The 19,141-nt window shown below is 63.7% G+C and carries 18 protein-coding genes; 8 read left to right on the top strand and 10 right to left on the bottom strand.

Annotated elements, in window-relative coordinates:
• Window positions 1-55: 55 nt before the first annotated feature.
• The gene (locus QX071_RS09765) at window positions 56-334 is read right to left on the bottom strand and encodes a bacterioferritin-associated ferredoxin (protein ID WP_315701029.1); all 279 of its coding nucleotides are present in this window, start codon (window positions 332-334) and stop codon (window positions 56-58) included.
• A gap of 632 nt (window positions 335-966) precedes the next feature.
• Here QX071_RS09765 and QX071_RS09760 point away from each other — a divergent pair.
• Together QX071_RS09760 and QX071_RS09755 are read left to right on the top strand one after the other, a co-directional pair.
• Window positions 967-1,293 carry a hypothetical protein gene (locus QX071_RS09760; protein ID WP_315701030.1) on the top strand — a complete coding sequence of 109 codons (327 nt, stop codon included), beginning with the start codon at window positions 967-969 and terminating at the stop codon, window positions 1,291-1,293.
• A gap of 219 nt (window positions 1,294-1,512) precedes the next feature.
• Window positions 1,513-1,797 carry a hypothetical protein gene (locus QX071_RS09755; protein ID WP_315701031.1) on the top strand — a complete coding sequence of 95 codons (285 nt, stop codon included), beginning with the start codon at window positions 1,513-1,515 and terminating at the stop codon, window positions 1,795-1,797.
• Window positions 1,798-1,870: 73 nt separating this feature from the next.
• Here QX071_RS09755 and QX071_RS09750 read toward each other — a convergent pair whose 3' ends face one another.
• Together QX071_RS09750 and ettA are read right to left on the bottom strand one after the other, a co-directional pair.
• The gene (locus tag QX071_RS09750; RefSeq protein ID WP_315703083.1) at window positions 1,871-3,097 is read right to left on the bottom strand and encodes a lytic murein transglycosylase; all 1,227 of its coding nucleotides are present in this window, start codon (window positions 3,095-3,097) and stop codon (window positions 1,871-1,873) included.
• Window positions 3,098-3,105: 8 nt separating this feature from the next.
• Window positions 3,106-4,758: an energy-dependent translational throttle protein EttA gene (ettA, locus tag QX071_RS09745; RefSeq protein WP_315701032.1), complete on the bottom strand. Its 1,653-nt coding sequence runs from the start codon at window positions 4,756-4,758 to the stop codon at window positions 3,106-3,108.
• Between the two features lie 288 nt (window positions 4,759-5,046).
• Here ettA and QX071_RS09740 point away from each other — a divergent pair, with 288 nt between their 5' ends.
• On the top strand, window positions 5,047-5,265 hold the full coding sequence (locus tag QX071_RS09740; protein ID WP_315701033.1) for a hypothetical protein: 219 nt from the start codon (window positions 5,047-5,049) through the stop codon (window positions 5,263-5,265).
• A 126-nt stretch (window positions 5,266-5,391) separates the two neighbouring features.
• Window positions 5,392-6,354, top strand: coding sequence for a D-2-hydroxyacid dehydrogenase family protein (locus QX071_RS09735; RefSeq protein WP_315701034.1), 963 nt, complete (start codon window positions 5,392-5,394; stop codon window positions 6,352-6,354).
• Window positions 6,355-6,419: 65 nt separating this feature from the next.
• Here the strand turns inward: QX071_RS09735 and QX071_RS09730 are convergent, their stop codons facing one another.
• Complete coding sequence (locus QX071_RS09730) at window positions 6,420-7,664, bottom strand: L,D-transpeptidase (protein WP_315701035.1); 1,245 nt, start codon at window positions 7,662-7,664, stop codon at window positions 6,420-6,422.
• A 228-nt stretch (window positions 7,665-7,892) separates the two neighbouring features.
• Between QX071_RS09730 and QX071_RS09725 the strand changes: the two genes are divergently transcribed.
• On the top strand, window positions 7,893-9,077 hold the full coding sequence (locus QX071_RS09725) for a hypothetical protein (RefSeq protein WP_315701036.1): 1,185 nt from the start codon (window positions 7,893-7,895) through the stop codon (window positions 9,075-9,077).
• Between the two features lie 12 nt (window positions 9,078-9,089).
• Here the strand turns inward: QX071_RS09725 and sseA are convergent, their stop codons facing one another.
• The 3 genes from sseA to QX071_RS09710 all read right to left on the bottom strand — a co-directional run bounded on the left by sseA (window position 9,090) and on the right by QX071_RS09710 (window position 11,773).
• Entirely contained in the window at window positions 9,090-9,947 is an 858-nt protein-coding gene (gene sseA, locus QX071_RS09720) for a 3-mercaptopyruvate sulfurtransferase (RefSeq protein WP_315701037.1), read from the bottom strand.
• 108 nt (window positions 9,948-10,055) lie between these two features.
• Complete coding sequence (locus tag QX071_RS09715; RefSeq protein ID WP_315701038.1) at window positions 10,056-10,469, bottom strand: rhodanese-like domain-containing protein; 414 nt, start codon at window positions 10,467-10,469, stop codon at window positions 10,056-10,058.
• A 128-nt stretch (window positions 10,470-10,597) separates the two neighbouring features.
• On the bottom strand, window positions 10,598-11,773 hold the full coding sequence (locus QX071_RS09710; protein WP_315703084.1) for a VWA domain-containing protein: 1,176 nt from the start codon (window positions 11,771-11,773) through the stop codon (window positions 10,598-10,600).
• Between the two features lie 117 nt (window positions 11,774-11,890).
• Here QX071_RS09710 and QX071_RS09705 point away from each other — a divergent pair, with 117 nt between their 5' ends.
• Entirely contained in the window at window positions 11,891-12,136 is a 246-nt protein-coding gene (locus QX071_RS09705; RefSeq protein WP_315701039.1) for a GlsB/YeaQ/YmgE family stress response membrane protein, read from the top strand.
• 97 nt (window positions 12,137-12,233) lie between these two features.
• Complete coding sequence (locus QX071_RS09700; protein ID WP_315701040.1) at window positions 12,234-13,076, top strand: MoxR family ATPase; 843 nt, start codon at window positions 12,234-12,236, stop codon at window positions 13,074-13,076.
• Window positions 13,077-13,318: 242 nt separating this feature from the next.
• On the opposite strand, the gene QX071_RS09695 is transcribed toward QX071_RS09700, so the two are convergent.
• Window positions 13,319-14,458 carry an MFS transporter gene (locus tag QX071_RS09695; RefSeq protein ID WP_315701041.1) on the bottom strand — a complete coding sequence of 380 codons (1,140 nt, stop codon included), beginning with the start codon at window positions 14,456-14,458 and terminating at the stop codon, window positions 13,319-13,321.
• A gap of 208 nt (window positions 14,459-14,666) precedes the next feature.
• Between QX071_RS09695 and QX071_RS09690 the strand changes: the two genes are divergently transcribed.
• Complete coding sequence (locus QX071_RS09690; RefSeq protein WP_315701042.1) at window positions 14,667-15,245, top strand: TetR/AcrR family transcriptional regulator; 579 nt, start codon at window positions 14,667-14,669, stop codon at window positions 15,243-15,245.
• 758 nt (window positions 15,246-16,003) lie between these two features.
• On the opposite strand, the gene QX071_RS09685 is transcribed toward QX071_RS09690, so the two are convergent.
• Entirely contained in the window at window positions 16,004-17,152 is a 1,149-nt protein-coding gene (locus tag QX071_RS09685) for an AAA family ATPase (RefSeq protein WP_315701043.1), read from the bottom strand.
• A 12-nt stretch (window positions 17,153-17,164) separates the two neighbouring features.
• Window positions 17,165-18,928: an ATP-dependent Clp protease adaptor ClpS gene (locus QX071_RS09680; protein ID WP_315701044.1), complete on the bottom strand. Its 1,764-nt coding sequence runs from the start codon at window positions 18,926-18,928 to the stop codon at window positions 17,165-17,167.
• Between the last annotated feature and the right edge of the window lie 213 nt (window positions 18,929-19,141).

Here is a 19,141-nt window from a genome sequence, read left to right as displayed (position 1 = left end):
CTCCGATCATGCCTCCGCCAGGGACAACCACGACGGATGCTTGGGTGAGGGGGGGTTAGCAGGCAGCCAGCGCAAACCGGCTCTGGACGTCTTCGGCGGGAGTCTCGGCGTGGGCATGATCCTGGCGGTGCAGGCAGCCAGCCTGGCAGGCACGTGCGCAGGGGCCCAACGCGTCGTCGATGATGGTCTTGATCGTACGGGCACACCGGCCGCACTCCGCGCTGCATCCGAGACAGCCGTAAAGCTGCTTGGGGTTGCGTGGCAGTTCCTCCGCCGTTTCCACCGCCTGGCGGATGTCGTGGTCGCTGAGGACGTTGCAGGAGCAGACAATCATGAACCGTCTAGCCTTCCGAGATGCTCCATCATCGATAGTGATCCGCGCCGGGCGGCGCAAAGGCAAAACAGGTCTTTTGAAGCGATTCCAAACTGCCTGTTCAACCTAGAACGAATCCAAGTGAGACCTGTTGCTGCAGATCAAACCCGGTCAGTGAAGACATGGCCCGGTAGCCCTCGGAAGGGCGGGCCTTCAATCACCGCCACCGCCGCCATCTCCCCCGCCGCCATCGCTACCGCCGTCCGAGCCCCCGCTATCGAGCGGATTACCCATGCTGTCGGTCGCGGAATGACCCGACCAACCTGCCGAGTTGAAGCTGTCGCGATGATCGGAGGAACTGCCTCCGTCTGGGCCGGAAGTATCGCCTCTCGATCGTCCTCGGAATCCTTGCCGATCCGCCGGGGTCGTCAGGAGCAGGTAGAAGAACACCGAGGTCATTCCGACTGCGACAATCAGGCCTATGGCGCTGGTCATGCTTCATTCCGGGTCATTTGCGATACGAAAATCGAACCATTTCTCCTGTCGAGTCGTCCTATGGAGGCTGCCCGTTCATTGAATATTCAAGCGGAGTGTGAAATTTTTCGCGCCGAAAGGTCTTTTCGCCGCGAAGACCCTGTGAGAAAGGTACGGTCATGAAGAAGACACTCACGGCCCTCGTCGCCACCGCCGCGCTGGCCGCATCGGCCATGGCACCTGCCCCAGCCGAAGCGGGGGGCGGTCGGGTTGCTGCAGGCGTCGCCGCCGGCCTTATTGGTGGTGCCCTGATCGGCGGCGCCATTGCTGGCGGCGGTCCCTACTATGGGTACGGCTACGGCCCCGGCTATTATTACGCGCCAGGCCCCTATTATTACGGCGGCCCGGCCTATGTCGCGGATCCCGGCTATGCCTGCTACTGGCAGCGGCAGCGGTTCTGGGACGGCTATGGCTGGCGGGTCCGTCGCGTCAGGGTGTGCGAATAGCGGTTCACCTTCATTAAATCGCTGAAGGTCCACTGGAACTTCGGCCTTCGGCGCGCGGGATGACCAGAAAAAACCGCTTTTCCAGCGCACCTGAACGGACAAAGTTTACGGAGGGTTGACAGATTCGCGTGTTTCCTTGCGAGCTGCCGCCCCTGATCGTGTGTCTGTCACCCTAACCCGGCGTCCGGATCGGGCGCCTCCTCGAGGAGATCGCGGAAGATGAAGAAGATCCTGACCGCCCTGGTGGCGGTTGCCACAATCGCAGGCTCGATGGCCGTGTCTGCACCCGCCGCCAAGGCTGGCGACGTCGGTGCGGGCGTTGCGGCCGGCCTGATCGGCGGTGCGCTGCTCGGCGGTGCGATCGCCTCAAGCCGCCCGGCCTATGGCGGCCCGGTCTACGTCGAAGAAGCCCCGCCCCCGGCTCCCCCGCCGTGCTATTGGCGCCGTGAGCGCTATTGGGACGGTTACGGCTGGGTGGTCCGCCCGGTTCGCGTCTGCTACTGATCGCTATTCTGTTCGATAACACGCAAAGCCCGGCCTCGACGGCCGGGCTTTTGCTATCTGCTGCTATCTGCGCTCAGCGAGCCGCATCGATCGCCTGCAGCACTGCTTCACTCGGCCAGCAGTCCACTTTCAGACCTGCAGATTTCTGAAACGCGCCGAGCGCGGCGCGGGTCTGCATGCCCGCCTTACCGTCGAGCTTGTCTTTGTAGAGACCCACCCGAGTCAGGCCCTTCTGCATGGCCTCGACATCCTTCGTGCGCAATTGTTCGGAGGCCGCCCAAGGCGTCGCAAATGGCAGCGGGCTCGTCATGCGGTCGGCGAGATGGCCGACGAACAGCACGTACAGATCGGAGAAGTTATACTCCTTGATCACGAAGTAGTTCGCCGTGGTCAGGAAGGCCGGGCCATAGATGCCTTCAGGCTGCAACAATGAGGCTGGCTGCGCCTTCTCAGCCGTGCTGAGCCTCTGCCCGCGCACGGGGACGAAGCCGGCGCGCAGCCACTCGCCGATTGGCTTCTTCACCTCAGGCACGCCCATCGTACAGTCGACATTGGCCGGCGCTTTCACCTCATAGGCCCAGCGCAACCCGCTCTGCCAGCCCTTGTTGACAAGCTGCTGCGCTGCCGACGCAAGCGCGTCGGGTACCGAGTGCCAGAGATCGACCTTGCCGTCACCGTCGAGATCGACGCCATGCTTGAAATATTCCGATGGCAGGAACTGCGTGAGGCCGACGGCACCGCCCCAGGATGCCCGCAAATCCTGGCGCGTCACGACATGATCGCTGAGCATCTTCAGCGCCAGGATGAATTCGGTGCGATACTGGTCCTTGCGGCGACCGACATAGGCCTGCGTCGCCAGCACGCGCAGCGCGTCATAGGGCAACTTGTACCGGCCGAAATCGGTCTCCCGGCCCCAGATCGCCAGAACGAACGGCGCCGGCACGCCGAAGCGCCGTTCGATTTCGGACAGCGCCGGACGATATTGTTGCATCAGCTTTTGGCCATACGCCGCAAGCCGTGCGATCCCAGCTTCCTTGATATAGTCGGCCGGGACCTGCACGAACTCGGCCTGGGCTGGAGCGCCCGTCGCCGGACGACCAGGCAGCAGCAGATCCGGCAGCTTGTAGTCGGGCTCAAGCCCGCGCGTCTCGGCCTCGAAGGTCGCGCGGGAGACGCCCTGCTCTTTGGCTTCCGGCCACAGCAAGGCAACGAATTGTGTGAAGGCCGCATCGGCGGCGCGTGATGGTGGCGCACAACATAAGGCGGCGATGGCTATCGCAACGAGCGCCACGCCCCTCATGAGATCCGTCACCGCGTCAACTTCTTGTACTTCAGCCGATGCGGGATGACGCTGTCCTGGCCCAGCCGGCGCATCTTGTCCTTCTCATAGTCCTGGAAGTTGCCTTCGAACCATTCGACGTGACTGTCGCCTTCGAACGCCAACATGTGCGTGGCGATACGGTCGAGGAACCAGCGATCGTGGCTGATGATCACGGCGCAGCCGGCGAAATCCTCCAGCGCTTCTTCGAGCGCTCGCAGCGTGTCGACATCGAGATCGTTCGTGGGCTCGTCGAGCAGCAGCACGTTGGCGCCTGACTTCAGCATCTTGGCAAGGTGCACACGGTTGCGCTCACCGCCCGATAGCGAGCCGACCTTCTTCTGCTGGTCCGCCCCTTTGAAGTTGAACGCCGAACAATAGCCGCGCGAATTGACTTCGCGCTTGCCGAGCAGGATCAGCTCATTGCCGCCGGAGATCTCTTCCCAGACGGTCTTGCTGCCGTCGAGCGCATCGCGCGACTGGTCGACATAGCCGAGATGCACGGATTCGCCGATCGTGATCGTGCCCGCATCGGGCTTCTCCTGTCCGGTAATCATCCGGAACAGCGTGGTCTTGCCGGCACCGTTAGGTCCGATCACACCGACGATGCCGCCGGGCGGCAGCTTGAAGGTGAGATTGTCGATCAGGAGCCGATCGCCGAAACTCTTGGTCAAGCCTTCAAAATCGATGACGTTGTTGCCCAGTCGCTCCGCGACGGGAATGATGATCTGCGCAGTCTGGCTTTGTTTCTCGCTCGCCTTCTTCAGCAGGTCCTCGTAGCGCTGATAGCGGGCCTTGGATTTGGCCTGACGAGCCTTCGGCGAAGCCGCGATCCACTCCTGCTCGCGCGCCAGCGTGCGCTGATGCGCCGCTTCCTCGCGGCCCTCCTGCTCCAGCCGCTTCTGCTTCTGCACCAGCCAGGACGAATAATTTCCCTCGTAGGGGATGCCCTTGCCGCGGTCGAGCTCCAGGATCCAGCTGGTGACGTTGTCGAGGAAGTAGCGATCGTGGGTGACGATCAGGATCGCACCCGGGTAGTTGCGCAGATGCCCTTCGAGCCAGGACACGGACTCCGCATCGAGATGGTTGGTCGGCTCGTCCAGCAGCAGCAGTTCAGGCTGATCGAGCAGCAGTCGGCAGAGCGCGACGCGACGGCGCTCGCCGCCGGAGAGCTTTGTGACGTCGGCATCGTCCGGCGGACAACGCAACGCGTCCATGGCCTGGTCGACCTTGCTGTCGAGATCCCACAGGCCATGGGCCTCGATCTCGTCCTGAAGCTTGGTCATCTCGTCGGCGGTCTCGTCCGAATAATTGACCGCGAGTTCGTTGTAACGGTCGAGGATCGCTTTCTGCTTGGCGACGCCCCGCATCACATTCTCGCGGACGCTCAACTTCGGATCGAGCTGCGGCTCCTGCTCGAGATAGCCGACGCGCGCACCTTCGGCGACCCAGGCTTCACCCGTATAATCCTTGTCGATGCCGGCCATGATCCGCAGCAGGGTCGACTTGCCGGCGCCGTTGACGCCGAGCACGCCAATCTTGGCATCCGGGTAGAATGACAGGTGGATGTTATCGAGCACCTTGCGGTTGCCCGGATAGGTCTTGGACAGACCCTGCATGAAATAGACGAATTGGCGCGCCATCGCGTGTCCTTGGAAACCACCGGATTTACGGAAAATTGTTGCCGCTGATGTAACTGCGCCGCACCCAAAGGGCAACCCGGCGAGCCGGTGTTCGGACCGGGCAAAGATCGGAGAATGCCAGCGCCAAGCCTCCGCGCACCACGGATGACTACGGGATCATAACCATGTGTGCGGTCGATCACGACAATTGAAACCATCTTTTAATCAACTGGGCGGGAAACTCGCTTCCGGCGCGCTAATGCGCGTCCAACGGCGAAAAGCCGAGAGTGACAACAGCGAGAGCCCGTCATGGCGACCCTTACGTCAACCTCCCTGCCCTCTGGGCGGGTCAAACCCGTTGAACCATCCGGCATAGTCGCCGAGATCAAGAGCTTCTGGCGCGCCTTTTTCGCCCAGGCTTTCAGCCCCTATCGGCCGGAACTGCACTATATGCGCGGGCCGGGGCCAGCGTGGCACGCGAAATACGGCAACACCGCAGCCTTCCGCCTGAAGGCCGATCTGGACTGATTTCCCGTCGTCCCGCACCGGCTTTTGAAGCTGGGGTCCTTGCGCAGCGTTCCTCCGCGCGCGACCATCGCGTCCATCCCGCGACGTTTCCCGTCGCTGTTCCACGCCATGAATGGACCTTTGCCGATGACGCGGCTGCGCTGTGCGATCCTTGATGACTATTACGATACAGCCCTGTCCCTGGCTGACTGGCCAAAACTCGGCGACCGCCTCGACGTAACCACCTTCGTACATCCTTTCGCCTCCGAACAGGCGGCGGCCAGTGCGCTCGCGGACGTCGACGTCGTCTGCGCGATGCGGGAGCGGACGCCCTTTCCCCGTCCGCTGATCGAGGCTCTGCCGAAACTGAAACTCCTGATTACCTCAGGGATGCGCAATGCAGCCATCAACATGGACGCCGCGAAAGCGCGCGGCGTGATCGTCTGCGGTACCCAATATGGCCGCGATCCGACCGCGCCATTGACCATGGGTCTGATCCTGGAGCTGACGCGCAAGATCGGGCAGGAGAATGCGCGCATGCATGCCGGGGAGCCCTGGCAGAAGCTCGGCGGCACCGAGATCGAAGGTAAGACGCTGGGCGTGATCGGGCTCGGCAAGCTCGGCACCAAGGTGGCAAGCCTCGCCAAGGCATTCGGGATGAAGGTGATCGCCTGGAGTCCGAACCTGACGCCCGAGCGCTGCGCCGAAGCCGGGGTCGGCTACGCGAGCAAGGACGAGCTCTTTGCCACGGCCGACATCATTACCATCCATGTGGTCCTGAGCGAGCGCTCGCGCGGGCTGTTGAGCGCTGCCGATATCGCGCGGATGAAACCGACCGCCTATCTCGTCAACAGTGCGCGCGGGCCGATCGTGGATGAAACCGCGTTGCTCCAGGCCTTGCAGCAAAAGAGGATCGCGGGAGCCGCGCTCGACACCTTCTCTGTCGAGCCGCTGCCGGTCGAGCACCCGCTCCGCAAGCTCGACAACGTGGTGCTGACACCGCATCTCGGCTACGTGACCGAGGAAAGCTTCCGGGCTCATTATGGCCAGATGGTCGACTGCATCGATACCTGGCTCAAGGGCGGCGAGCCGCCGCGCCGGCTGGCGTGAACCGCTCCCACAAATAAAAACAGCCTCCCGACCGGGAGGCTGTTTTTATTTCAGGAGAGTTTGGCTCAGCGAATCGTCACTGCCGGGGGCAGCGGCTGCATCGTGGATGGCTGCGTGCCGGGAACAGCCGCCTGGGCCTGCACAGGAGTGGCGGCCGTAGAGCCCGGCACCGGCGCGGCCGAGGCGGTCGCCGTGTTGGCTCCGCCCGGCGGCGGACCGCCCGGCAGCACGACCACGCGGGTGCCGACCTTGACGCGGTCGAACAGGTCGGAAACGTCGTCGTTCAGCATGCCGATGCAGCCGGAGGAAACGAACTTACCGATGGTCGACGGCTGGTTGGTGCCGTGGATGCGATAAACGGTCGAGCCGAGATACATCGCACGTGCGCCAAGCGGATTACCCGGACCGCCAGCCATGAAGCGCGGAAGATAAGGCTGGCGTTCGATCATCTCGCTCGGCGGATACCAATCCGGCCATTCCTTCTTGCGCGAGATCTTTTGCACGCCGGTCCAGGTGAAACCGTCACGACCGACGCGGACGCCGTAGCGCATCGCCCGCCCATTGCCGAGGACCAGGTAGAGGTAAGTGTGCGGCGTATCGACGACGATGGTGCCCGGCGGCTCCTTGGTGACGAAATCGACCTCCTGCCGACGCAGGTTCGGCGGCAGCTCGGCGGGAGCCGCGTCCGGCTGCTCCTCAGGCGGCAGGGCCGCGACGGTCATCGGGCGATTGTCTGGCGTTGCGCCGGCGGGCGGCTGCGTAGCACCAGTGACGGCGGCACCGACACCCTCGGGCGGCCGCGGTGCAGAGCCGTCGCCATTGGGCGCACTGTTGCCATACACGCCACCATAGGGCTGCGGAGACGCCGGACGGTCGGCATAGATCACGGGCGGAGGTCCGGCCGGCCGGCCATAGCGCGGATCGTCAGGCGACATCACCGGACCGGTGGGCGCAGCGCCATAGACCGGCGCGTTGGCAGGGCGGCCGTAGCGCGGATCATCGGGGGAAAGAATCGGTCCGGTCGGGACGTTGCTATAGGCGGGCGCATTCGCCGGTCGGCCATATCGCGGATCGTCCGGCGACAGCACCGGTCCAGGCGGCGGCAATGCAGCTCCGTTCGCATTGGCTTCGTCGTCGGTCGCATCGAAATCAGGCCCCGCGCCGCGCGCGTCCACCGGATAGGGAGTTGGGGCCGGAGAGTAGGCGCCGGGTGCGGTCTGATAGACCTGCTGTGCCTCGGCATGCGAAACCGCCGTCGCGCCCGCCGCCGCCGCGACAGCGCAAATCGTCAGGATCTGTCTGATCATCATTGCCCTTGCAAAATCCCCAAGCCGACCGGGATTGTTATCCGCCAAATGGCCGAAGATAGCGGCGCATTCAAGACAATTTCGACCAACCCTGCCCCATTTCGGCAATTTGTGATCGGTTTCCGTCGTTGCACGGAAGTCTCACGCCGCCAAAAAATCGCTTCCAGCGCCTACGATGGCATTCTGGGCCTTCGAATTAACAAGCCAAACAAGTCGCCTGCGGTAATCTGATTGCAGCCTGATTCGCGACCCGGCAGCAATGGCTGCCCGATCGCGAACGCGGCCATCCCTGTGATCACCGCGTTCCCGCTGACTCGATGGCATCGGCCCGATTGCCGAGGCGAGAGTTCGTCATCCATGCTTCCCGGCTTTCGTTTTCTGCTCGCCGCGATCATCTGCTCGCTGTCGCTTCTCGTCTTCGGCCTCGGCGCCGCCGCGCTGCTGCGGGCGGCCCACGAGCAATTCGCCAGCAATGCGACATGGCGGGCGGCACCTGCGACAGGCTTCGGCACCTTGCTGCCACAGCCAGATCCGCCGGTTCTGGCCATGTTGCAGGTCGAGCCGAAACCGGCCGATCCGATGGCTGCCCCGACGACGGTGACCGAACTGGCACCCAAGTCGGCAGAAGATACCGTCGGCGTTGTGGCATCCGCCAACCGCCCCGCTGCTGCCGATCCCAGCAACTCGCCCAAGCAGGCCACCGACGCCGCTCCGGTCACAACACCTCCGGAGACGGTAGCGGCGACCGCCGACCAGCCGGCATCTCCGCCAGCTGAGGCTCGGGCCGACATCGCGAGCGTCGAAACCAGTGCTTCCGAGGCCACCCGCAGCGTCCCGACGGTTCCCGATCCGGCCCCGCCGGAAACTGCCAAATCCGCCGTTGTACCGGCCGCGCAGAGCGCCGACGCAACACCAATCGTAACCGAGGCCGTCCGCTCTCAGCCCGACGCAACGTCACCCGCCGCCCAACCGGCTGCGAGCGCCGAGCCGGCAAGCAGCGCGACGGCGACATCACCTGTATCTGCCGCGGCAGAGCCCGAGAGGAAGACGTCGGATCCGATCGCACTGAAGCTCGCGGCACTCGCGGAGCAGTCCACACCCAGCGACAGGCACGCGGCGGATAGCGAGAAGAAGGCATCGGTGAAGGTCGCGAGCGTGCAGTTGCGCCGCAGCGTCGCGAAGAGACGGATCGCCAAGGAACGGGAGCGGCTGGCGGCACGGCGCGTCCAACAGCAGCGCCGCCTCGCGCAGCGGGCGCGCGCGGCGCAGGAGGCCGCGATTGCCCAGCAGCAGCAAGCTGCCAATCCGTTCGGCCCGCAGGCGACCTTTGGTCAACAAGCCGCCTTTGGTCAGCAAGCCGCCTTTGGGCAACAGCCTGGGTTTGGGCAACAGCCCGCCATGCCACGAAGGCGATAGCAGGCGCTTGCATCAGGCCGGTCCGGTCGCGACCGGCGGGCCGGCGTCGAGCCCCCATTCCGACCATGAGCCGTCATAGAGCGCGGTGTCGCGGAGACCGAGCCGGTACAGCGCGAGCGTCAGCACCGCCGCCGACACGCCCGAGCCGCAGGAGGTGACGATCGGCTTCGCCAGATCGACACCGGCCGTGGCGAATGCCTGGCGCAGCTGATCGAGCGGCTTCATCATGCCGGTCGCGGCATCGAACAATTCGGCATAGGGCAGATTGCGGCTGCCGGGGATGTGACCCGAACGCAGGCCCGGCCGCGGCTCAGGCACTGCTCCTGCAAAACGCGGCGCCTGCCGGGCGTCGATCACTTGCTCGGCCTGGCTTGCGAGGTTTGCCACCATCTGCTCGATCTTGCGCACGCGAGCCTGATCGAACGTCGCGGTGAAGCTCTCAGGCTTCGGCGTGACCGCACCGCTCTCGACCGGACGGCCCTCCGCCAGCCACTTCTTCAGGCCGCCGTCGAGCACGCGCACATCGCGGTGGCCGAACGACAGGAACATCCACCAGGCGCGCGGGCCCGCAACCCAACCACCGGCATCATAGATCACGACCGTGTCGTCATTGCTGATTCCAAGACGACCGACGTCGCGGCCGAACTGCTCGGCACTCGGAAACATATGCGGCAGCGAGCTCGAATGATCGGCGACCTCGTCGACATCGAAGAACACCGCGCCTGGGATATGCGCCTTCAGGTAATCGTCCTTCGGCAGCGGCAGCACGCCCGGCATCTTGAAGGTGGCGTCGAGGACTTTCACCTTGGGATCGCCGAGATGCGCGGCAAGCCATTCCGTTGAGACGAGAGGATGGTCGGGGGTGGTCATTTGCGAGACTCCAGCATCGCTTTCGATCGTCATGACCGGATCCGATCCGGCCGTCCATCCTGTGAAAATGATGGACACGCGGGTCAAGCCCGCGTGTGACAGATGTCATCAATCCTTCTTCTTCGGCTCCCATCTCTCCACCGGCCCGCCCGCCTCGCGCCATGCGGCGAAGCCGCCGCCGATATGGGCGACCGGCTTCAGCCCCATATCCTGCGCGGTCTTGGCCGCCAGCGCGGAACGTAAGCCACCGGCGCAGTGGAAGATGAAGGTCTTGTCCTGCTGAAAGATCGGCTTGGCGTAAGGGCTCTGCGGATCGATCCAAAATTCCAGCATGCCGCGCGTGCAGGAGAAGGCGCCGGGGATGCGCCCCTCGCGCTCGATCTCGCGCGGATCCCTGATGTCGACGATCACGACGTCGTCGCGCGTGGCGGCCTCGATCGCCTCCGCAGCCGACAGCGTCTTGATCTCGGCATTGGCCTCATCGAGTAGCGCCTTGATGCCGCGGGTGATGCTCTGGGCCATTCTTGGACCTCCCTGCTCCGTCGTTCCGGGGCGGTCCGCCAGGACCGAACCCGGAATCTGGAGCTAATGAAACAATCTCGAGATTCCGGGTTCGCGGCTTCGCCGCGCCCCGGAATGACCGGATTGAATTAGCGCACCAATTCCCTCATCGCGTTCTCCAGTCCCTCGATCGTGATCGGATACATCCGGTCGGAGAAGATGCGGCGGATGAGCGTGGTGGATTCCGAATAGTCCCAATGCTTCTGCGCCACCGGATTGAGCCAGACCGCATGCGGATAGGTGCGGACGATGCGATCGAGCCACACCGAGCCCGGCTCCTCGTTGACATGCTCGACCGAGCCGCCGGGCACCATGATCTCATATGGCGACATCGAGGCGTCGCCGACGAACACGACCTTGTAGTCGTGCGGATATTTGTGCAGCACGTCCCAGGTCGGCGTGCGGTCGGTGAAGCGCCGCTTGTTCTGCTTCCACACGCCCTCGTAAAGGCAGTTGTGGAAGTAGAAATATTCCATGTGCTTGAATTCGCTCTTCGCCGCGGAGAACAGCTCCTCGACCTGCTCGACATGAGAATCCATCGAACCGCCGATATCGAAGAACACCAGGACCTTCACGGCGTTGCGCCGCTCGGGCCGCATGTGCACGTCGAGATAGCCGTGGTTCGCGGTCTCGCGAATGGTGGTGTCGAGATCGAGCTCGTCCGGCGCACCGGTGCGGGCGAATTTGCGCAAGCGGCGCAGCGCCACCTTGATGTTGCGGATGCCGAGCTCGACATTGCCGTCGAGATCCTTGAACTCGCGGCGATCCCACACCTTCACGGCGCGATTGTTGCGGTTCTTCTCCTGGCCGATCCGGACCCCTTCGGGGTTATAGCCATACGCACCGAACGGCGAGGTCCCGGCGGTGCCGATCCACTTGCTGCCGCCCTGATGCCGCTCCTTCTGCTCCTCGAGACGCTTGCGCAAGGTTTCCATGAGCTTGTCCCAGCCCATGGCCTCGATCTGCTGCTTCTCCTCTTCGGTGAGGTATTTCTCGGCGAGCTTCTTCAGCCATTCCTCGGGGATTTCGGCCTTCTCCATCGCATCCAGAAGGCTCTCCAAACCTTTGAACACGGTGCCGAACACGCGGTCGAACTTGTCGAGATTGCGCTCGTCCTTCACCAGCGCGGCGCGCGACAAGTAATAAAAATTCTCGACCGACTGCTCGGCCAGATCGGCGTCGATCGCCTCCATCAGCGTGAGATATTCACGCAAGGAGACCGGGACCTGCGCCTCGCGCAGTGCTGTGAAGAATTGCAGGAACATGGCTCTTAGATTGCCCGCCTCCGCTGACACGTCAAGGGCTGCGGAAACCTGCAGCACTGGACCGGTCGCCTTTTTGCTCTACAATCGCTGGAACAGAGTTCTGAATGGGGGCTTCCTATGAGTCTTATCGCGGCAATCATCATCGGCGCCATCGCCGGCTGGCTGGCCGGCCTGATCGTGCGCGGCGCCGGCTTCGGGCTGATCGGCAATATCGTGATCGGCATCATCGGCGCCCTGGTCGCAAGCTACCTGCTGCCGGCGCTGCATATTGCGCTCGCCAGCGGCACGCTCGGGGCCATCCTCGACGCCACGATCGGCGCCGTGATCGTGCTCGTGATCCTCTCGCTGATCCGGCGCGCTTGATTAAATCGGTCAGCAATGGCAGCGATACCGCCAGCACAGCGCGCGGCGGAACGGTCGCGTAGCCACTCAACGCAAGTAACAAGACAGGCAACGCTCGATGAAATTTACCGGTACCCAGGATTACGTCGCCACCGATGACCTGAAAGTGGCCGTCAACGCGGCGATCGTGCTTGAACGGCCGCTGCTGGTGAAGGGCGAGCCGGGCACCGGAAAGACCGTGCTGGCCGAGGAAGTGGCGAAAGCGATCGGTGCGCCGCTGCTCACCTGGCATATCAAGTCGACCACCAAGGCGCAGCAGGGCCTTTACGAATATGACGCGGTGTCGCGGCTGCGCGACAGCCAGCTCGGCGACAGCCGCGTCTCCGACATCAAGAACTACATCAAGCGCGGCAAGCTGTGGGAAGCCTTCACCGCGGAGAAACGCCCTGTCCTCCTGATCGACGAGGTCGACAAGGCCGACATCGAATTCCCCAACGACCTGCTGCTCGAGCTCGACCGGATGGAGTTCTTCGTCTACGAGACCGGCGAGACGATCAAGGCGAAGCTGCGCCCGATCGTCATCATCACCTCGAACAACGAGAAGGAGCTGCCCGACGCCTTCCTGCGCCGCTGCTTCTTCCACTACATCAAGTTCCCCGATGCGCCCACGATGGAGCGCATCGTCGACGTGCACTTCCCCAACATCAAGAAGCGCCTGGTCGAGGAAGCCCTGCGCATCTTCTTCGAGGTGCGTGACGTTCCCGGCCTGAAGAAGAAGCCTTCGACCTCCGAGCTGCTGGACTGGTTGAAGCTGCTTCTCAACGAGGACATCGGCCCGGAGCAGCTGCGCGAGCGCGACCCACGCAAGCTGATCCCGCCACTGCACGGTGCACTGCTCAAGAACGAGCAGGACGTGCATCTGTTCGAGCGGCTGGCGTTCCTCAGCCGGCGAGAAGTGTGAGACCTCGACGGGGCGACAACTACGGCCGTCATCGCGAGTCGCCGAAGGCGACGAAGCAATCCAGACTTTCCTTGCGACTCTGGATTGCTTCGCTTTGCTCGCAATAACGAACGCAGGGATCGCAGGTCCGTAGATCGTAGGTCCGCAGGGTGGGTTGAGCGTAGCGAAACCCACCGATAGATCTGCACGATGGAGGTGGGTATCGCTTCGCTCAACCCATCCTACACCACCATCGCCAATCTTCAGCGCTCCACAAGCAGTGACGCTACCCACGAGATCACCGTCAGCACGATGATGACGGCACCATAGACATAGGCCACCATCGACAGCCCGATCCACGGCACCGCGAGCCCGGCGGCAACAGCGGGGATGGCAAACGCCAGATAGGACTGCAGGTAGAACGCCGAGAGCAGCCCGGCGCGCTCGTGGGCGTGAGCCGTCGGCAGCAATGTGCGGAGCGTCCCAGAGAACGTCGCACCGAAGCCTACACCCGCGATCATGGTGCCGGCGAACAGCGCCGCCACCTGCTGCTGCCCAATCCCAAGCATCGAGACCGCGACTCCGACGGGGACCATGCTGGTGCCGCTCAGGATCAGCCGGCGCGCCGGCCAGTTCCGGAACGCCGCGACCGCAACGGCTGCCGTCAGCATCAATGCTGAGACCACGAGGCCGCCGACCCAGGGCGAGTTGACGTGCATCGCCGTCGCGACCACGGTCGGCATCAGCGACAGATAGAACCCGCCGAGCGACCAAGCCGCCACATTGGCCGGCGTCAACCGCGCAAGAACCGGCTTCGACTGCGCGGGGACGGCCACATGCGGACGCAGCGAGGCCAGCGCACCGTCCTTGGGCGAGCAACTCTCCGGCATGAACCGGAGCAGCAGGAGCAGGAGCAGCGTAAGGCCCAGCAGCACGTAATAGACGGCATGCAGCGGATCGGGAACGAACATCATCAGTGCCACCGTCCCGAGTGCTCCGGCCGTCAGACCCAGAAAGGCGGTGACGCTGTTCAGCAACGGACCGCGCATCCGGCTGGTATCGAGGATGGCCGCGCCAAACGCCGTGGTGCCGATGCCGACCGACAGCCCCTGGACCATGCGCGCCGCAATAAGCTGCCACAGACCGCCGGCCTCGGCGAAGATCAGCATCGCCGCGGCGTTCAGGAGCAGCGCCACGAAAATGACCGGCCGTCGCCCGACATAGTCGGACAGCCCGCCGACGGTCAGCAGCGCGGCGAGCAGACTCACGACATAGCTTGCGAAGACGACCGTGATCCAGAACGGCGTCAGCTGCATCGATTGCTGATAGAGCCGGTACAGCGGCGTCACCGCGCTGCTGCTGGCCCCGATCAGCATCGCGCCGGCAAAGCTGTATGGGGTCATCGCGGCCAGCGAAAACGCCCGGGCCGCTGGTTTGGGCGTCGCGGATACCTCCACTGCTGGAGCCACCGCTGGGGCCGGACCACCTTGCATGGGACCTCCTAAAGCCAATATATTGCTTTAAGGATAGGTGAACCCGTACGCTAAAGCAAATTATTTGCTTTAAGATCGGCTTCGCTTTTCGCATGGCAAGGCTGCACGGAGCAGGATGGTGGCGGTCAAAGAACGTGTCCGGGTTGGCGGCCGCAGCGCGCGCATCCAAGCGGCCGTGCACGAGGCGGTGAAGCGCCTGAGCGCGACGACCGACCGCGAGGCGCTGACGGTGCCGCAGATCGCCACTGAAGCCGGCGTGACCCCATCGACCATCTACCGGCGCTGGGGCGACCTGCCCGCCTTGCTGGCGGACGTCGCGGTCGAACGGCTGCGGCCGGCCTGCGATCCCGAGGACACCGGCGCGGTCGCGACCGACCTGCGCGCCTTCATCGAGCAATATGCGGAAGAAATGTCCTCGCCGGTCGGGCAATCCCTGTTGCGCGACGTGCTGTCGGCCTCGGGCGAAAGCTTCCCCGCACAATGCTGCAGCTTCACGCGCGCGCATCTTGCAACCATCGTGGCACGGGCGAAGGCGCGAGGCGAACAGCCGTTCGACATCGAAGAGGTGATCGACCACGTGGTGGCCCCGATCGTCTATCACATCCTGTTTGACGACTGCGCGCTGACGCCGGCCTATTGCCGTCAACTGCTGGCGCGGCTGCGGTCGCTGCCCGCGGCAGCCAAGCCCGCTGACTGACCTGGGCCTGCGCCGACGTCGAGAGGCTCTCTCCGTTGTCATCGCGTCGCACCGAACGCGTCCCCCGAATGACGGTGAGCTTGTTGGACGACCGTTCCAAACATGCCATTTCATTCTCGCGGCACGTTGTGCCCGAGTGATGCTGCCGGTTTGCCTCCTCTCGAAATCGAGAGGGAGCAGGGAAGGCCGGGAGCTCGCCGCCCCCATGGCCCGCCTGCAGAAAGAAAAGCAGGCGGCAGTCACCACAGGTTTGGCCGAAACATCCCGGCCTTCCCTGCGCGATGGCTTTACGGCTTACTCCGCGCTCTCCCCAGGGACCGGCTTTCTTGCCCCTGTCGTCCGTGACGCGCCAAACGCATCATCGCGAACTTAGCGCCAGCACCGGGGCGCCAGGACCACGCGGCTTGACCGTGCGCGTCGCGCTGTTCGTCGGCGTGAATGAACACGCTGCAGCCCGACACGCCCACCGCATCCCGCACCCAACGTTCGTGACGATCGCGAAGCGCCCCTTGCTCGAGGCGGGATGCACATAGAGAACCACAATTTCTGAAAAAACGAAACAGAAAAATTTTTCGCAGAAGGACTGGACAGGCCGAGTCAGGTTGAAATCGCTGGCGAACTTCGCGTTTTGGCGCACGGCTTGCGCAGCTTCGATGTCCTGACATTGCGTTCGCATATACCAGCCCTGTTATGCGAATAGTGCATTTCGTCAGCCGTCGCGAATGGGCTGGCGGCAGCAACCGAGCTGAAGCCGGCAATCATTCCTCCTCTTCCTCTTCGGTATATTCGCCCGAGAGCTTCAGCCCCTCGATCCCCGTAGCGCCCGTGGACTTGATGACGCGGCGAGCCTGCTTGCCGGTCTCCTCCTGCAGATGACGCGCGAGATCTTCGGAATGCGTGACGATCCAGATGCGTGCGCGGCCTGCAGCGCGCGCGATCAGGCGGGCGAGCGGCGCGAGCAGCGAGGGGTGCAGGCTCGCCTCCGGCTCGTTCAGCGCGATCAGCGGCGGCAGCCGATAACCCATCAGCGCACCGAGCAGGCAGAGATATTTGAGTGTCCCGTCCGACAATTCATGAGCCTGGAACGGCCGCGGCATGTCCGGGAAGGTCAGGCTGAACCGGCACCAGCTGCCTTTGGCCCATGCACGAAGCCTCGCCCTAGGGAAGGCATCATCGATCGCGGCATCGAGGTCGGTCGTGTCCTGGCGAATGACCGACAAGGTCGCCAGCACCGCCGCGAGATCACGTCCATCGGCTGAAAGCGTCGGCGTGGTGATGGCATGGCACGGCTGGCGGATCAGCGAGGCGGCGTCGGTGCGGAAATCGTGATAGAGTCGCCATTCCAGCATCTCGCGCCTGATCGCTTCGAGTTCCGGATAGCGGGCCGCGTCGCGGAAGGAGGCGAGCGCGGTTTCCGACGCCAGCACCGCGGATTTGTGAGTTTCCCGTTCGCCGTTGTCGTTGCGCAGCATGACCATCGGCCCCTTGCGCTCCATCATCACGGCGTCGCGGCGGCCATGGCGAACGACGACGCGCTCGGTCTTGACCAGTGGCTCCAGCCCGAACGCTGCCTCGGTGGGCTGCGACAGGCCGAGTTCGATCTCATAGGAATGCGGCAGCCCGATCTCGAGGCCATATTCGAGTTCGTCGAACTGCGCCTTGAGCACCAGCCGCATCGGCTTGCCATGCCTGCGCCGGCCGGCCCAGAGCACGGATTCGAGGCCCCCCTCCTCTGCAATGGCACGCGTGATGTTGCCCTCGGCGGCGGCGCGCAGCAGCGCCAGCGCTTTGTACAGGTTGGTCTTACCGACGCCGTTGGCGCCGACGAAGATGGTCAGCTGCTCGACGGGCAGCCAGAGATGACGCACCGAGCGGTAGTTCTCGATATGGACGGCTGAGAGCGGCATGACGGGTTCGTCCTAAGCCTCGCGCGAGGCTCGCGGCCTGCCGTCCGCTCCCCCGAGCAGCGTCGCATTCAGCCGGCCACCCATGAACAGCATATCGTCCAGTGCCTCCGAAAGGTCCTCCGAGGTTACGAGTCCGCCGTCGCCGCGCATGATGTTCGATTGCGCGGTCCTCCGCATCAGCTCCTTGATGAAGGCGGCGCTGGTGCCCGCCGTGCGGACGACGGCCTCCGCCACAACGGCATTCGCCAGCGTCAGTCCACCGCCATAGAGGCGCACCAGCCTCTCGCGACCGATCTCGTCAGGTAGCGGCACTTCTATGGCCTGGTCGATCCGACCGGGTCGTCCGGCAAGCGCGGCCTCGAGTTGCTCCGGCCGATTGGTCGTCAGCACGAACAGGATATCGGCGTTGTCCTTGAGCCCATCCATTTCGTTGAGCAGTGCATTGAGCAAGGTTTCCTCGCATCCGCCGTTCATGGACTCGCGATTCCGGGCAATCAGATCCACGTCCTCGATCACCACCATGGCCGGCTGCAACAGACGCGCCAGCGCCATGTAATGCGACAGAAGCCCCATCTGATCGGCCGTGATGATCAGCGTCGTGTGACCGGGAAGGTTAGCCGCAAGGTAGCGGATCGTATGCGTCTTGCCGGTGCCCGGCGGTCCATACAGCAGAATGCCCTTGCGCGTCGACTGCCCGAGCTTTCGCAATGCGTCCCGGCTCTCGACGAAGCTGATTACGTTGCGATCGAGCAGATTTAATGTCTGCGTGGGCAGAACCACCTCTTCGCGCCGGACCTGCGGCAGCCGGTGAACCAGGATGCCCTTGGCACGGCCGCGGTAATTGGTCTCGCCTTCGAGCGACAGCACCTTGCCGCGATATGATCGCGCGACGGCGATCGCCGCTTCCAGCTCTGCGAAACAACGTTGCACCAGATCGAGGCCGTCCTCTCCGACCGGAACGGCGATTTCGACGCAGATGCCGAGCTCCCGGCTGTATTCGCGGTGGAACGACAGCACGACCGCGTAGGGGCAATCGTCCTCGCGGCCCAACCACAAGCCATTGTTGAGGCACCTGATCGGCGCATCCTCGCCGACATCGACCTCCTGAAATTGCGCCGCCGCGATCGCGACCGGATACTGGTTCTCCTTCATCAAGGTCGCGTAGCCGAGCGTCTCATAGCGATACTGGTCATAGAGCCCGAAGAAGCGCAGCCGCGACGCCGAAAACAGTTTGTCGAACGCGATCTGGACGTCGGCGCGCATATGCCCTGGAAACTGTCGCGATGTCGTGACGATCTCATCCTGCTGCCGTCCGGCAAAATGCCAGGCGATCGCTTCGTGAGCATATTTGAACTTCCCGCTCGGCAAGGCATGGGACAGATGAGTGCTGGCAGCCAGAGCGCACGGCGCACAAATGAAACCACGCTCTCCCTTGAAGGAATCCTGCTGCGCCTCACCGCTGCCGCCACACAGCGCGCAGCGAGGCTCGCCATCTTCAGCCGTCGCGCCGAAAGCCATCGTGGTCACCAGCAACGGATGGCGTGCCGCCTCAATTCGCTGCCGGGCCGCCTGCAGCATCGCTTCGGCGACAGCCGCGGGATAGGTGCCGCACACCGCTCTGCCGAGCTGACCGACGCTCGCTGCAAAGGCGGCAGCCTCGATCTCCGAGCGCCCAAAGACGAAACGAAGGAGATCGACGACGAACTCGAACGGAGTCTCGTCGTCATCGTGGAAAATGATCTGCAGATCGCCGATCCCGACCGGACTATCACGCATCAAAAAAAATCCGTGATTGAAATTGCAACCTCAAATGTTCTGATTACGCGCCCTCGCGCACGACTGCAAGAGAGCCCGCGCAGGGAGCTCAGAGATTGCAGCGATCAACGCGCGGGTTAGTCCCCTCCGCGTCACACTGCAGCTTGCGTTGCTTTGTCGCACCTGCATCGGCGTTACTTCGGCTAGCCGTAAACGATGCTCCGAACAGCAGAC

This window comes from Bradyrhizobium sp. SZCCHNS1022 (genome assembly GCF_032484835.1).
Taxonomy (GTDB): Bacteria; Pseudomonadota; Alphaproteobacteria; order Rhizobiales; family Xanthobacteraceae; genus Bradyrhizobium.
The sequence above is the reverse complement of the archived record's forward strand: the minus strand, read 5'-3'. Positions and strand labels throughout refer to the sequence as shown.

Bases quoted from the DNA above. Each gene is read 5' to 3' on its own strand.
- QX071_RS09765 (WP_315701029.1), bottom strand. From the start codon at position 334: ATGATTGTCTGCTCCTGCAACGTCCTCAGCGACCACGACATCCGCCAG.
- QX071_RS09760 (WP_315701030.1), top strand. From the start codon at position 967: ATGAAGAAGACACTCACGGCCCTCGTCGCCACCGCCGCGCTGGCCGCA.
- QX071_RS09755 (WP_315701031.1), top strand. From the start codon at position 1,513: ATGAAGAAGATCCTGACCGCCCTGGTGGCGGTTGCCACAATCGCAGGC.
- QX071_RS09750 (WP_315703083.1), bottom strand. From the start codon at position 3,097: ATGAGGGGCGTGGCGCTCGTTGCGATAGCCATCGCCGCCTTATGTTGT.
- ettA (WP_315701032.1), bottom strand. From the start codon at position 4,758: ATGGCGCGCCAATTCGTCTATTTCATGCAGGGTCTGTCCAAGACCTAT.
- QX071_RS09740 (WP_315701033.1), top strand. From the start codon at position 5,047: ATGGCGACCCTTACGTCAACCTCCCTGCCCTCTGGGCGGGTCAAACCC.
- QX071_RS09735 (WP_315701034.1), top strand. From the start codon at position 5,392: ATGACGCGGCTGCGCTGTGCGATCCTTGATGACTATTACGATACAGCC.
- QX071_RS09730 (WP_315701035.1), bottom strand. From the start codon at position 7,664: ATGATGATCAGACAGATCCTGACGATTTGCGCTGTCGCGGCGGCGGCG.
- sseA (WP_315701037.1), bottom strand. From the start codon at position 9,947: ATGACCACCCCCGACCATCCTCTCGTCTCAACGGAATGGCTTGCCGCG.
- QX071_RS09715 (WP_315701038.1), bottom strand. From the start codon at position 10,469: ATGGCCCAGAGCATCACCCGCGGCATCAAGGCGCTACTCGATGAGGCC.
- QX071_RS09710 (WP_315703084.1), bottom strand. From the start codon at position 11,773: ATGTTCCTGCAATTCTTCACAGCACTGCGCGAGGCGCAGGTCCCGGTC.
- QX071_RS09705 (WP_315701039.1), top strand. From the start codon at position 11,891: ATGAGTCTTATCGCGGCAATCATCATCGGCGCCATCGCCGGCTGGCTG.
- QX071_RS09700 (WP_315701040.1), top strand. From the start codon at position 12,234: ATGAAATTTACCGGTACCCAGGATTACGTCGCCACCGATGACCTGAAA.
- QX071_RS09695 (WP_315701041.1), bottom strand. From the start codon at position 14,458: ATGACCCCATACAGCTTTGCCGGCGCGATGCTGATCGGGGCCAGCAGC.
- QX071_RS09685 (WP_315701043.1), bottom strand. From the start codon at position 17,152: ATGCCGCTCTCAGCCGTCCATATCGAGAACTACCGCTCGGTGCGTCAT.
- QX071_RS09680 (WP_315701044.1), bottom strand. From the start codon at position 18,928: ATGCGTGATAGTCCGGTCGGGATCGGCGATCTGCAGATCATTTTCCAC.